This is a genomic window from Sphingobium sp. LSP13-1-1.1 (assembly GCF_040676415.1).
In the GTDB taxonomy this organism is placed as follows: domain Bacteria; phylum Pseudomonadota; class Alphaproteobacteria; order Sphingomonadales; family Sphingomonadaceae; genus Sphingobium.
Genome location: NZ_JBEGHU010000008.1, coordinates 54,954 through 67,712 on the forward strand (window position 1 = coordinate 54,954; position 12,759 = coordinate 67,712).

Here is a 12,759-nt window from a genome sequence, read left to right on the forward strand (position 1 = left end):
GGCTCTCTTAATGGCATAGGGGCGCCATGCGCGTCGAGGGCAACATCCAGAAAATAGCATCCGATCTGCTCGCCCATTATGACGTCCATGCGCGGCGCCTGCCCTGGCGCGCGCCGCCGGGGGCCAATGCCGCCAATCCCTATCGGGTCTGGCTGTCGGAGGTGATGTTGCAGCAGACCACTGTCGCGGCGGTCGCGCCCTATTTCGCCAGGTTCACCGAACGCTGGCCCGATGTCGCGGCGCTGGCGGCGGAACAGGATGCCGAGGTCATGGCCGCCTGGGCAGGGCTGGGCTATTATGCCCGCGCCCGCAACCTGCTGGCCTGCGCACGGGCGGTCGCGGACGAACATGACGGCGTGTTTCCCGACACGGAGGAGGGGCTCCGCGCCCTGCCGGGCGTCGGCGCCTATACGGCGGCGGCGGTGGCCGCCATCGCCTTCGGGCGGCGGGCCGTGGTGGTCGACGCCAATGTCGAACGCGTGGTTTCGCGCCTCTTCGCCATATCGACGCCTTTGCCGGCGGCACGCCCCGGGATTCGCGCGGCGACCGACGCGATCACGCCGGACCTGCGCGCCGGGGATTTCGCGCAGGCGATGATGGATCTGGGCGCGACTATCTGCACGGCGCGCAATCCCGCCTGCGGCATTTGCCCGTTGCGGGCGGATTGCGCGGCTTTCCGTACCGCAGACCCTGCCGCTTTCCCGGTCAAGGCGGCGAAGAAGGCCAAGCCGCACCGCCGCGGTCATGGCTGGTGGATCGAACGGCCCGACGGGCATGTCTGGCTGGTGCGGCGGCCCGAAAAGGGGATGCTGGGCGGCATGCGCGCGCTGCCCTCCTCCGAATGGAACGACGCGCCCGATCCGACGCCGCCGGTCGCCGGTGCCTGGCGCCAGGTGGCGGAACCAGTCGCTCATGTTTTTACGCATTTCTCCCTCGCATTGACGGTGCATCATGCCCATGTGGGGCAGGATGTGACGCCGCCCGGAGAGGGCGAATGGTGGCCAGTGGCCCGGATCGCGAAGGCGGGCCTGCCGACGCTGTTCGCCCGCGCGGCCCAGGCGGCCCAGACGGCGATGAAGGAGAAAGGGAAAGATGCACGGCTCTGACGCCCCCGGATCGCGGCTCATCGCCTTTGGCGGCGGACGACTGGACCGGGTCGACCATGTCCGCAGCAACCCTGTCCTGCTGGCGGAAGCCTTTGCATCTGCGCAGGCGCGCCGCGTCGTGCTGGACGGATTGGAACCGGTGGTGGTGGATGGCCATCTGGTGATGGAACCGCTGCCCACCGACGGCCTGATCGAACATCATGCGCTGCTCGGCGTGGATGAGTGGCAACAGCCGATCTTCGCCGAACTGCTGGCAGATGCGCCGGACACCCTGTTCGCCACGCCGCGCAGCCGGGCCTTGGCGGATGAGGTGCCGGGGCATGAGGTCGCCCTCTACGGTGCCGCGCGCAGCCTGCTGGCCTGGCATGCGCGGCATCGTTTCTGCTCGGTCTGCGGACAGCGCACGGCACCTGCCAAGGCGGGCTGGGCACGGCAATGCGAATCCTGCCGGGCGGAACATTTCCCCCGCGTCGATCCGGTGGTCATCATGCTGGCCGAACATCGCGGGCGCGTGCTGCTCGGACGGCAGCATGGCTGGCCTGCGGGGCGCTATTCCGCACTGGCCGGCTTCGTGGAGCCGGGCGAGACGCTGGAGGAAGCCGTGGTTCGCGAAATCCGGGAGGAAGCGGGCGTGGTCACCCGCTCCGTGCGCTATGTCGCCAGCCAGCCCTGGCCCTTCCCCTCTTCCCTGATGGTCGCCTGCATGGCGCAGGCCGATGACGACGCTCTGAAGATCGACGAAAATGAGATCGAACACGCCTTCTGGTGCGACGAGGTGGGCGTCCGCGCCGCAATGGCCGGGGAGGACGGTGCGCCCTTTCTCGCCCCGCCGCCGATGGCCATTGCCTGGCATCTGTTGCGCCATTGGCTGGATGAGAGGGGATCGGAAGGGCAGGTTGCCGACCGTGGCCCAAGCGCGTAAGGCCGCCCCTTCGCCCTGCATGTCCCCTTACAGGAAACGATCGATCCCATGCTCAGCCTAGAAGAAGCCCAGTCCCGCGCGCAGGATCTGGTGACTGCAGCGCGCCGGGCGGGCGCGGATGCGGCCGACGCCATCTATGCCTGCAACGCGTCGACCAACGTGTCGGTACGGCTGGGCGCGCTGGAGGATGTGGAACGGTCGGAGGGCGAGGAGATCGGCCTGCGCGTCTTCATCGGGCGCCGCTCCGCCAGCATTTCGGCGTCGGACATGAATCCCGCGACGCTGGCCACGCTGGTCGACCGGTGCATCGCCATGGCGGGGCAGGCGCCGGAAGATCCCTATGCCGGCCTTGCCCCGGAAGACCGGCTGCTCAGGAAGAAACTGCCCGCGCTGGACCTGACCGATCCGGTCGAACCCGAACCGGCGGACCTCAGGGAACGCGCCCTGATCGCGGAGGAGGCGGCACGCGCCGTGCCCGGCGTCACCAATAGCGAGGGCGGCGGCGCGGCGACCGGGCGGAGCCAGATGGCGCTCGCCACCAGCCATGGCTTTGCAGGGGCCTATGCGGGGACCAGCCATTCGACCTGGGCAAGCGTGCTGGCCGGCTCCGGCGCCGACATGCAGCGCGACCATGCCAGCCACAGCGTCCGCCATATCGAGGATCTGGACGATGCGGAGGCGGTTGGCAACCGCGCCGGGCATCGCGCAGTGGCGCGGCTCCATCCGGTGAAGACCGGCAGCGGCGTGATGCCCGTGATCTTCGATCCCCGGATCGGGTCCAGCCTGATGGGGCATCTGATCGGCGGAATGGTGGGCCCCGCCATTGCGCGGCGATCGAGCTTCCTGCTGGAATCGCTGGGCGAAGCGCTGTTCGATTCGGGCGTGACGATCATCGACGACCCGCTGCGGCCGCGCGGCTTGCGCTCGCGACCCTTTGACGGCGAGGGACTTGCCGTCGAGCGGCGGGCGCTGATCGACAAGGGCGTGCTGACCGGCTGGCTGCTGGACAGCGCCTCGGCACGGCAACTGGGCCTGCAACCGACGGGCCATGCCAGCCGGGGCGGCAGCGGCGCGCCGGGCGCGGGCGTCACCAATGTGCATATGGAGCCGGGCAAGCTGTCGCCCGGCGAACTGATGGCGGACGTGAAACGCGGCCTTTATGTCACCGAACTGATCGGCATGGGGGTCAATGGCGTCACGGGCGACTACAGCCGGGGGGCAGCGGGCTTCCTGATCGAAAATGGCGCCGTTGGGCAGGCGGTGTCGGAAATCACCATCGCCAGCAATCTGAAGGACATGTTCCGGGCACTGGTGCCGGCCAATGACCTTACCTTCCGCTATGGCATGAACGTGCCGACCATTCGTATCGACGGGATGACCGTTGCAGGCGGCTGACATTCCCTTGCGCGATGCCGTGGCCGCCGTTTCGGACGCGGCCGACCGGGCCCTGACGCTCTGGGCGGGCGGGGAAACCCGCGTGCGCCAGTGGGAAAAGGTGCCCGGCCATCCGGTGTGCGAGGCTGACATCGAACTGGACGCCATGCTGCGCGAACGGCTCTACGCCATCGATCCCGCGGCGGGTTGGCTGTCGGAGGAGACGGCCGACACCGTGCACCGGCTGAACCTGCCGCGCGTGTGGGTAGTCGATCCGATCGACGGCACGCGCGACTATCTGCGCGGGCGGCCCGGCTGGGCGGTTTCGGTGGCGCTGGTGGAACATGGCGCCGTGCGCTTCGGCATTCTCGCGGCGCCCGCCCGGAATGAATTGTGGATCGCGCAGGCGGGTGCGGGGGCGACCCGGAACGGTCGGTCCCTGCGCGCCGGGCCACGCGCCGTCCTGCCCGGTTCGCGGGTTCCGGCGGACCAGCTTCCCCGCCATGACCGCGATCTCGTCACCGTCGAAAAGCCCAACAGCATCGCTTTGCGCATGGCGATGGTCGCGGCGGACGAGGCCGACCTGGTCGCCACGGTGCGTTGGGGCAATGAATGGGACGTGGCCGCTGCCGCGCTGATCGCGGAAGAGTCCGGCGCTGTCGTCACCGATGCGCTCGGCAATCCCTTTTCCTTCAACCGGCCGCAACCCACTGCTTTCGGCTTGCTGTGCGCGGCGCCGGGGATTCACGCGGCCGCGGCGGAACGCCTGGCGCCCCGGGCGCGGAAGATATTGACGCGGGGGTAGAGGCGGCGCATCGGCCCCATCCGCAAGCCGCCCTTGCGCGCGTCAGAGCAATGCGTTCACCTGCTCCACAAAGCGCAGCACCGAGATCGGCTTCGACACATAGGCCTGCGCCCCCGCTTCCCGGATCCGCTCCTCATCACCATGGCCGGCATAGGCGGTGACCGCCATGACCGGCACCGACGATAATTGCGCGTCCTGCTTCAGCGAGATGATGAGGTCCAGGCCGCTGACATGCGGCAGATGGATATCGGTGATCACGAGGTCGGGATGGAACTCCCGCGCCTGGGGCAACAGGTCGCGCCCGTCCCGCAACGGCAGCACTTCATGCCCGTGCGCGCGCAACAGGTCGCAAAAAAGTTTGAGATTGAGTTCGTTGTCCTCGACAACGAGCACGCGCTTTGCCACCAGTCACCCGCGTTTGGAGAAATCCGCCAATATAATGGAAGCGCGTCCCCTAAACCCGCCCTTCGTTGAGATCAATCATGCGTCCCGACATTAACCATGGCAAGCAGCATAGTCCAAGCGATACGCGAGAGCCATCCGTACTGGCGCTGATGGCGCTGGCCTGGACCCTGGCGGATGATCGGCGCGCCGACCGGCTGCTGGCGCTGACGGGGCTGGATGCCGACACGCTGAGGGCGGGCGTGGCCGATCCTGCGATATTGGGCGCTGTGCTGGGCTTCCTGTCGGACCATGAGCCCGACCTCATCGCCTGCGCAGAAAGCATCGACAGCAGCCCGGAGGCGCTGATAGCAGCAAAGGAGCATCTTGCCGCATGACCCGGCCGTTGATCATCACCGACTGCGACGAGGTGCTGCTGCACATGGTCGTCCCCTTTCGCGAGTGGCTGGACGAGCAGCATGATATCCATTTCGACATGCATGACCGCGGCTTCAGCGAGGCGCTGCGGCACAAGGACAGCGGCCAGCCGGTGGAGCGGGCGCTGGTCTGGGAACTGCTGCTGGGCTTTTTCGAGACGCAGATGCACCGCCAGACGCCCATTGCCGGGGCGGTGGAGGCCATAAGGCGGCTCGGCCGGATTGCGGACATCGTGGTCCTGACCAACATCACGGAGCGGCATCACCTCCAGCGCGTCGAACAGCTCGCGGCGCATGGCCTTGATCTTCCGGTGCGCTGGAACCAGGGAGGCAAGGGGAAGCCGCTGGCCGCCATCCTTGCGGAGCGCGAACCCAGCGTCGCCCTGTTCATCGACGATCTGGCGGAGCATCATGCCTCGGTCGCCGACCATGCGCCCGGCGTCTGGCGCCTGCACATGGTGGGGGAGCCGCAGATCGCCGCCAACGTCGCCGTCGCGCCCATGGCCCATGCCCGAATTGACGACTGGGCCGTCGCCGAAGCATGGATCGCCGCCCGGCTGGCCGAGGGGGCCGCGCCGGCAGCACCGTCCTATCAGAATATTCCGTCCATCCAGGGAGCATCCTCATGAGCATCGAAACCCGGCTGAGTGAATTGGGCATCGCCCTGCCCGCCGCCGCCGCACCCGTCGCCGCCTATGTCGCAGCGGTGGAAGCCAACGGCCTGCTGCATATTTCCGGGCAGATCTCGCTGTCCGACGGCCAGTTGATGACGGGCCGGCTGGGCGAGGACCGCGACCTCGACTATGGCGTCAAGGCGGCGCGCGCCTGCGGGCTCAACCTGATCGCTCAGATGAAGGCGGCGCTCGGCAGCCTGGACCGGGTCGAACGGATCGTGAAGCTGGGCGCCTTCATCAGCAGCACGCCCGAATTCACCGACCAGCCCAAGGTCGCCAATGGGGCATCCGAACTGATGGTCGAGATATTCGGCGAAGCGGGCAAACACGCCCGCAGCGCCGTCGGCGTGCCGGTGCTGCCGCTGGGCGCGGTGGTCGAGATCGACGCGATCGTCCTTGTCCGCCCGGCCTGACGCCTATCCCTTCCTGACCGAGCGCCCCTTTGCCCATCGCGGGCTGCACGGCGGTCGGATCAGCGAAAACGGCATGGCGGCCTTCGCGGCCGCCATCGTCGGCGGTTTCGGCATCGAATGCGACGTGCGCCTCAGCCGCGACGGCGTCGCCATCGTCTTTCACGACGCGTCCCTTGAACGGATGACGGGCGAAGGTGGCGCGGTGTCGGACCATGATGCCGGGTCGATAGATCGCCTGATGCTGCCCGACGGCGGCGGCGTTCCCCGCCTCCGCGCGCTGCTCGACCTCTGCGGAACCGAAATTCCCCTGCTCATCGAGATCAAGGTGGACGGGCGCCATGTCGGCCCGATCTGCGCGGCGGTTGCCGACGATCTGGCGCGACGACCGAAGACATTGGCGGCGGTCATGTCATTCAACCCCCTCGCCATTGGCTGGTTCAGGCGCCGCCGGCCCCTGGTCGCGCGGGGCCTGGTGATCACGGACCAGGGCAGGCGCGGTTGGCGCGGCAGAATCGGGCGGGCCCTTGCACTTTGGGCGGCGAAACCCGATTTTATCGCCTGTGATATCCGCGACCTGCCTTCCTCTTCTGCCCATGATGCCCGCCAAAGGGGCCTGCCCGTGCTGACATGGACGGTGCGCGGAGAGGAGGAGCGTGCCCGCGCCGCGCTGCATGCGGACCAGATCATCTTCGAGCGGTCTCATGACTGAATGCGTGGCCCGGCTGGCGCAGGGCGTTGCGGAATTGCCGCGCGACGAGTGGAACGCCTGCGCGGGCGACGCAAATCCCTTCATGAGCTGGGATTTCCTGACCGCGCTCGAACGATCGGGCAGCGTCGGCGGAAACAGCGGCTGGCAACCGCTGCCGCTGGTGATCGATGGTCCGGACGGGCAGATCGCCGCTGCCGCGCCGCTTTATGGCAAGAGCCATAGCCAGGGCGAATATGTGTTCGACCACGGCTGGGCCGATGCCTGGGAAAGGGCCGGCGGGCAATATTATCCGAAGATTCAGATCGCGGCTCCCTTTTCGCCGGTGCCGGGCCCCCGGCTGCTGCTACGTGATGGGGCCCTCGCGCCGGCGCTGATCGCCGGGATCGAGGCGGTGGTGCAGCAGAATCAACTGTCCTCCGCCCATGCGACCTTCATAGCGCCCGAACAGGTGCCGCTGTTCGAGGCGGCGGGCTGGCTGATCCGGGAGGATAGCCAGTTCCACTGGACCAATCGCGGCTATGGCGATTTCACCGACTTCCTGGCCGATCTGTCGAGTGCCAAGCGCAAGAATATCCGCAAGGAAAGGGAAAGGGCGGTCGAGGGGCTGGATATCCTCCACCTGACCGGAGCGGCGCTGACGGAGGCGCATTGGGACATGTTCTGGACCTTTTACCAGGACACGGGAGCACGCAAATGGGGGCGGCCCTATCTGACCCGGGCATTTTTCTCCATGCTGGGCGAGAGCATGGCCGACCGGGTACTGCTGGTGCTGGCGCTGCGACAAGGGCGACCGATCGCCGGTGCGCTCAACCTGATCGGCGCGGATACGCTCTACGGTCGCTATTGGGGCTGTTCGGAAGACGTGCCCAATCTGCATTTCGAACTATGCTATTATCAGGCGATCGACATCGCCATCGCCCGCGGGCTGAAACGGGTGGAGGCAGGCGCGCAGGGCGGCCACAAGCTGGCGCGCGGCTACACCCCGGAGCCGACATTTTCAGCGCATTTCATTCCCAATGCCAGCTTCCGCAGGGCCGTTACCGAATTCCTGGCGGCGGAACGGCAGGGCGTGCAGCGCGACCGGATCTGGCTGACCGAAAGGACACCCTTTCGCAAGGGCGAAGCGCGGCCGGACTGACGACAAAGGTCAGCCGGGCTGCAAGGAGCCTGGCGGACCGTTGTGTCCCCGATTTCAGGCCGCGCGCAATTGTGTCGCGGCAATCAGCGCCCGCGCCTGCCGCTGCGCTTCGGCGATTTCGCGCGCCGACATTTCCTCGGCCACTTCGGCGCGCATCGCCTGCCCTTCCTCGCTGCCCTTGAGCGCGGCGAGATTGAACCATTTATGCGCCTCGATCAGATCCACCGGCATGCCGCCCGTGCCGCAGCTATAGGCGACGCCCAGATCGAAACAGGCCTCCGCAGTTTGGCCTTCTGCTCCGGCAAACCGGCTTTGCATCAGAAACTGCGCACTCTTCAGTCCATTGGCCATAACCGAATCCCCCTCATGGATTTCGACTTGTGGTTCTTGACGAGCAGCAGGCTGCACCGGCAGCGGATAAAAAATGGTTAACGCGTCGGATACCATGTGATGATGGCTCCGTTGAACCGATCCCGCGTCCGCCCGCCACGTGAAAAGGGTGGCGCGGTCAATGGATTGTCCCCATAGCCACCGGCATGACAGACCATCACGACATCAGCCGGGCGCAACCGAAGAAGGACATCGCGTTTCGCGAATTCGTGATGCTCTGCGCCTGCCTGATGGCGATGAACGCGCTGTCGATCGATCCCATGCTGCCGGCCTTGCCCGATATCGGTCGGGATCTTTCGGTCCCCCACCCCAACGACCGCCAATTGATCATCAGCGTCTATTTCATGGGCCTCGGTGTTGGGTCGCTGCTGTTCGGCGTGCTGTCTGACCGCTTTGGGCGAAAGCGGGTACTCGGCAGCGCGATGGCGCTGTTCATCCTTTCCTCGATCGCCTGCGCGGGCGCGCACAGCTTTGCCGCCATGCTCGTCGGACGGGCCTCCGCCGGCTTTTTCGCCGGGGCCAGCCGGGTGATCACCGTCGGCATCGTCCGCGATCGGTTCAGGGGGGATGCGATGGCCCGCGTGATGTCGCTGATCTTCGCCGTGTTCATGCTGATCCCGGTCATGGCGCCCACTTTCGGCCAGGCGATCCTCTGGATTGCGCCCTGGCGCTGGATTTTCTGGGCGCTCGCGATCCTGGCGACGCTGATCCTGCTGTGGATGGGGATGCGGCTGCCCGAAACGCTACTGCCGGAAAATCGCCTGCGGATGAGCGCGGGCTCCATTTTCCGCACGGTCGGCACGATCGTCCGCACGCGGGCGTCAATCGGCTACATGTTGGCGAGCGGCGTCGTGATGAGCGGCCTGATCGGCTTCATCCTGTCGGTACAGCAGATATTCTTCGACATATTCACCGCGCAGAAGATTTTTCCCTTCGCCTTCGCGGCCATCGCCGGCAGCATGGGCATCGGCAGTCTGCTCAACAGCCGCCTTGTCTCGCGCTTCGGTGCGCGGCGGCTGAGCCAGACAGCGCTGCTATGCCTGGTGTCCATCAATGTCGTGCACCTGACCGTGATCCTGTCCGGATTGGAAACCATTACCAGCTTCATGGTCCTGCAGTCAGCGACGATGATGACCATCGCCTTCACCGCATCGAATTTCAGCGCGATCTCCATGGAGCCCTTCGCAAAAGGCGCCGGCGTCGCCTCCTCCTTCCAGGCATTTCTGACCACCGCCGTGTCGAGCACGCTGGGCAGCCTGATCGGCCGCGCCTTCAACGGGACGACATTGCCGCTGACCCTGGGACTGGCGGTGTTCGGCTCTATCTCCTTCCTGATCGTCGCCTGGGCGGAGCGGGGAAAATTGTTCACGCGCCCCCATCATGGCGGGCTGCGCGATCCGGAATTCGAGCCGATGCATTGAAAAAGGGGGCGGTGTGATCCGCCCCCTTTGATCGATCAGGCGTCCCGGCCGCCAGGCGTATGCGCGCCCGGCAGCGGCGGCACGGGTTGAGGCGGGATGCCGCTATCCTGCTCATGGGTTTCAACCAGGCCGCGCCCCACATGGCTCTTGCGATAACCATAGATGAAATAGAGCACGAGGCCGATCCCGCCCCAGATCGGCAGGACAAGCTGGGCGTCGACCGGCAGGTTGAAGAACAGGAAGACGCAGCCAAATGCCGCAGTCGGCGCGATCACCCACACCAAAGGCGTGCGGAAGGGGCGAGCGCGGCCCGGTTCCTTCACGCGCAACACCAGCACGGCGAGACACACCATGAAAAAGGCGAACAGCGTGCCGGAGTTGGAGATGTCGGCCAGCTGACCCACCGGCAGCAGCGCGGCGCCGATCGCGACGAAGATGCCCGTCACCATGGTGACGATATGGGGCGTCTTGAACCGGGGATGGATGCTGGCGAGCTTTTCCGGCAGCAGGCCGTCGCGTGCCATCACGAAGAAGATGCGGGTCTGCCCGAACATCATCATCAGAATGACTGAGGGCAATGCCAGATTGGCCGCAAGGCCAAGGGCATTGCCGACCACCGTCCAGTTGATCTCGCGCAGCACATGGGCGAGCGCTTCATTGGAGCAGACCAGATCCTTGGCATGGGCCGCCATCGCGCAGGTGGCGGCAAAGCCCTGCGATCCCGGCGCGACGACCGATCCATCCGGGCCGAGCACAGGCTGCGCCCCGATTGCGCCGATCGCGCCGGCAGCCACGAGCAGATAGAAGATGGTACAGATCGCAAGGCTGCCGATCAGGCCGATGGGCACGTTGCGCTGCGGGTTCTTGGTTTCCTCCGCCGCGGTCGACACCGCGTCGAAGCCGACATAGGCGAAGAAGATGGACGCTGCGGCGCCGACTATGCCCATGCCGCTGGTTCCCGCGGGACCGAACCAGTCATTGGGTGCGAAGGGCGAGAAATTGCCGGTGTCGAGCACGGGAAGCGTCAGAATGATGAAGGCGGTAAGCGCGGACACCTTGATGGCGACGAGCACGGCATTGACGCGCGCGCTTTCGGTGGTGCCGATTATCAGCAGGGTCGTGACTGCCAGCGCGACGACGATGGCGGGAATGTTGATCACGCCGTGAGTGAAGTCAGCATGTGGGATCAGGCCATTCATCGTCCAGACCGGCCCCGCCGAGAGCGCCTGCGGCAATTCGAGTCCCGTGATGCTTTTGAGCAGCCCCATGAAATAGCCGGACCACCCCACCGAAACGGCGCTGGCGGCGACCGCATATTCGAGGATGAGCGCCCAGCCCACCATCCAGGCGAGCAATTCGCCGACGACGGCATAGGTATAAGTGTAGGCCGAGCCCGACACGGGAACCATTGAGGCGATTTCGGAATAGCAGAGCGCGGCGAAGGCACAAACAGCGCCCGCGATCACGAAGCTCCACATCATGCCTGGCCCGGCCTTTTGCGCGGCGGCGGCGGTCAGAACGAAAATACCGGTGCCGATAACCGCGCCGACACCCAATAGCGTCAGTTGAACCGGCCCCAGCGTACGGACGAGAGCTTTCTTCTCGGCCGTGGCCAATATGGCATCCAATGGCTTTATGCGCCCGAAAATCATTGTGGAGCCCTTTATCTTTGAAGTCTTTTGCCCAGACGGCCGTTGCGGCCGCTCTCCTTTTGTGATGGAGTGGAGACTATCGCCTAATCTGCGGCGCGCAAGTATGTTGCGCATTCGGGACATGGTCCAAAAGCGCTCCCGCCTCCCCCTGATGACCCCAAAGGAGTGAATTGTGGTAGAATTGCTGCGAGCAGCGAGTTTGAGCGATACGCTGCATGGCTTCGCCGGGCGGCGCGGCGGCGTTTCGACCGGGGTTCATGCTGGCCTGAATGTCGGACTTGGCTCGGAGGACGAACGTGACGCGGTTCTGCGCAACCGGGATCTTGCGCGCGACGCCCTGCTGCCCGGGGGTGCGCTGGTAACGGTCCACCAGGTCCACTCACCCGATGTGGTCACAGTCACCACGCCCTTTGCCATTGACGAACGCCCGTCGGCCGATGCGATGGTGACGGATCAACCCGGTCTGATATTGGGGATTCTCACCGCCGATTGCGTTCCCGTGCTGTTTGCCGATGCCTCGGCAGGGATCGTTGGTGCGGCGCATGCGGGCTGGAAGGGCGCCCTGGGCGGTGTCACGGATCGGACGATCGATGCGATGGAGGCGCTGGGTGCAGCGCGTGACCGGATCACATGCGCGATAGGGCCATGCATCGGCCGTTCGTCCTATGAGGTGACGCTGGATTTCGCCGAACGCTTCGTGGCAGCAGATATGGAAAATGATCGCTTTTTCTCGGCTGGCCGCGAGGGGCATTGTCAGTTCGACATCGCCGCCTATGTCGCTGCCCGGCTGGCGGGTGCGGGGGTCGGCCAGGTCGAGCTGCTGGACGAGGATACATATGGGCAGCCAGAACGCTTTTACAGCTATCGCCGTGCATGCCACCGCGGAGAACCCGATTATGGCCGACAGATTTCGATGATAGCGTTACGGGCTTGAAGAAGCACGCAGGTAGCCGGCCGTACACGCTATCTGCGGCAAGCCAGCGTCAATGGAATGGGTTTGAGAATAGCCTGCAGCAATGAAAATGGGCCACGTCCAACCTCGACCGAAATTAATGGTTTTCGAGGATTTGATCGGATGGCGATCCAACTGCGAAGAAGATTGCGGCCTCTGGTTGCGGGAGTAGGATTTGAACCTACGACCTTCAGGTTATGAGCCTGACGAGCTACCGGGCTGCTCCATCCCGCGACACTAGAGATCGCTGCGGAGGCCGCAAATATTGTGGATGGGTATTGAAGCGCGAGCTGTAATGCCTGGCGACGCCCTACTCTTCCGGGGCTTGAGCCACAGTACCATCGGCGCAGACTGGTTTCACGTCCGAGTTCGGGAAGGGATCGGG

General features: G+C 65.6%; 14 protein-coding genes, 1 tRNA gene and 1 rRNA gene. 11 read left to right on the forward strand and 5 right to left on the reverse strand.

Going from position 1 to position 12,759, the window contains the following annotated elements; genetic code table 11:
* The first annotated feature begins 26 nt into the window (after nt 1-26).
* Genes MRBLSP13_RS06565 through MRBLSP13_RS06580 form a run of 4 tightly spaced genes read left to right on the forward strand, consistent with a single transcriptional unit; the run spans nt 27 to nt 4,207 of the window.
* Nucleotides 27-1,106: an A/G-specific adenine glycosylase gene (locus tag MRBLSP13_RS06565; protein ID WP_363735710.1), complete on the forward strand. Its 1,080-nt coding sequence runs from the start codon at nt 27-29 to the stop codon at nt 1,104-1,106.
* Nucleotides 1,093-2,028 (forward strand): NAD(+) diphosphatase, encoded by a 936-nt coding sequence (gene nudC, locus MRBLSP13_RS06570; protein WP_363735709.1) that lies wholly within the window; start codon nt 1,093-1,095, stop codon nt 2,026-2,028. The genes MRBLSP13_RS06565 and nudC overlap by 14 nt, the downstream gene beginning before the upstream one ends.
* A gap of 48 nt (nt 2,029-2,076) precedes the next feature.
* Nucleotides 2,077-3,423: a TldD/PmbA family protein gene (locus MRBLSP13_RS06575; RefSeq protein ID WP_363735708.1), complete on the forward strand. Its 1,347-nt coding sequence runs from the start codon at nt 2,077-2,079 to the stop codon at nt 3,421-3,423.
* Nucleotides 3,410-4,207 (forward strand): 3'(2'),5'-bisphosphate nucleotidase CysQ, encoded by a 798-nt coding sequence (locus tag MRBLSP13_RS06580; protein WP_363735707.1) that lies wholly within the window; start codon nt 3,410-3,412, stop codon nt 4,205-4,207. The genes MRBLSP13_RS06575 and MRBLSP13_RS06580 overlap by 14 nt, the downstream gene beginning before the upstream one ends.
* 42 nt (nt 4,208-4,249) lie before the next feature.
* Here the strand turns inward: MRBLSP13_RS06580 and MRBLSP13_RS06585 are convergent, their stop codons facing one another.
* Nucleotides 4,250-4,612: a response regulator gene (locus tag MRBLSP13_RS06585; protein WP_363735706.1), complete on the reverse strand. Its 363-nt coding sequence runs from the start codon at nt 4,610-4,612 to the stop codon at nt 4,250-4,252.
* A 77-nt stretch (nt 4,613-4,689) separates the two neighbouring features.
* Between MRBLSP13_RS06585 and MRBLSP13_RS06590 the strand changes: the two genes are divergently transcribed.
* The 5 genes from MRBLSP13_RS06590 to MRBLSP13_RS06610 are packed head-to-tail and all read left to right on the forward strand — an operon-like array spanning nt 4,690 to nt 7,959.
* Nucleotides 4,690-4,986, forward strand: a complete 297-nt coding sequence (locus tag MRBLSP13_RS06590; RefSeq protein ID WP_363753488.1) for a DUF3572 domain-containing protein — start codon at nt 4,690-4,692, stop codon at nt 4,984-4,986.
* Nucleotides 4,983-5,654: an HAD family hydrolase gene (locus MRBLSP13_RS06595; RefSeq protein ID WP_363753491.1), complete on the forward strand. Its 672-nt coding sequence runs from the start codon at nt 4,983-4,985 to the stop codon at nt 5,652-5,654. Before MRBLSP13_RS06590 ends, MRBLSP13_RS06595 begins: the two co-directional genes overlap by 4 nt.
* On the forward strand, nt 5,651-6,112 hold the full coding sequence (locus MRBLSP13_RS06600) for a RidA family protein (RefSeq protein WP_363753493.1): 462 nt from the start codon (nt 5,651-5,653) through the stop codon (nt 6,110-6,112). The genes MRBLSP13_RS06595 and MRBLSP13_RS06600 overlap by 4 nt, the downstream gene beginning before the upstream one ends.
* Nucleotides 6,096-6,821 carry a glycerophosphodiester phosphodiesterase family protein gene (locus MRBLSP13_RS06605; RefSeq protein WP_363753495.1) on the forward strand — a complete coding sequence of 242 codons (726 nt, stop codon included), beginning with the start codon at nt 6,096-6,098 and terminating at the stop codon, nt 6,819-6,821. Before MRBLSP13_RS06600 ends, MRBLSP13_RS06605 begins: the two co-directional genes overlap by 17 nt.
* Nucleotides 6,814-7,959 (forward strand): GNAT family N-acetyltransferase, encoded by a 1,146-nt coding sequence (locus tag MRBLSP13_RS06610; RefSeq protein ID WP_363753497.1) that lies wholly within the window; start codon nt 6,814-6,816, stop codon nt 7,957-7,959. The genes MRBLSP13_RS06605 and MRBLSP13_RS06610 overlap by 8 nt, the downstream gene beginning before the upstream one ends.
* A 54-nt stretch (nt 7,960-8,013) precedes the next feature.
* Here MRBLSP13_RS06610 and MRBLSP13_RS06615 read toward each other — a convergent pair whose 3' ends face one another.
* Nucleotides 8,014-8,310 carry an SEL1-like repeat protein gene (locus MRBLSP13_RS06615; protein ID WP_133653309.1) on the reverse strand — a complete coding sequence of 99 codons (297 nt, stop codon included), beginning with the start codon at nt 8,308-8,310 and terminating at the stop codon, nt 8,014-8,016.
* Nucleotides 8,311-8,495: 185 nt separating this feature from the next.
* Between MRBLSP13_RS06615 and MRBLSP13_RS06620 the strand changes: the two genes are divergently transcribed.
* A complete protein-coding gene (locus tag MRBLSP13_RS06620) occupies nt 8,496-9,770 on the forward strand; it encodes a multidrug effflux MFS transporter (RefSeq protein ID WP_363753499.1) in 1,275 nt (424 codons plus the stop codon).
* Nucleotides 9,771-9,805: 35 nt separating this feature from the next.
* Here MRBLSP13_RS06620 and MRBLSP13_RS06625 read toward each other — a convergent pair whose 3' ends face one another.
* The gene (locus tag MRBLSP13_RS06625) at nt 9,806-11,422 is read right to left on the reverse strand and encodes an amino acid permease (protein WP_363753501.1); all 1,617 of its coding nucleotides are present in this window, start codon (nt 11,420-11,422) and stop codon (nt 9,806-9,808) included.
* Nucleotides 11,423-11,594: 172 nt separating this feature from the next.
* On the opposite strand from MRBLSP13_RS06625, the gene pgeF reads away from it, so the two are divergent.
* Entirely contained in the window at nt 11,595-12,356 is a 762-nt protein-coding gene (gene pgeF, locus MRBLSP13_RS06630; RefSeq protein ID WP_363753503.1) for a peptidoglycan editing factor PgeF, read from the forward strand.
* Between the two features lie 175 nt (nt 12,357-12,531).
* Here pgeF and MRBLSP13_RS06635 read toward each other — a convergent pair.
* Both MRBLSP13_RS06635 and rrf read right to left on the reverse strand, forming a co-directional pair.
* A tRNA-Met gene (locus tag MRBLSP13_RS06635) sits at nt 12,532-12,608 on the reverse strand.
* 63 nt (nt 12,609-12,671) lie between these two features.
* Nucleotides 12,672-12,759: ribosomal RNA gene (gene rrf / locus MRBLSP13_RS06640) — 5S ribosomal RNA — on the reverse strand; the annotation flags it as partial.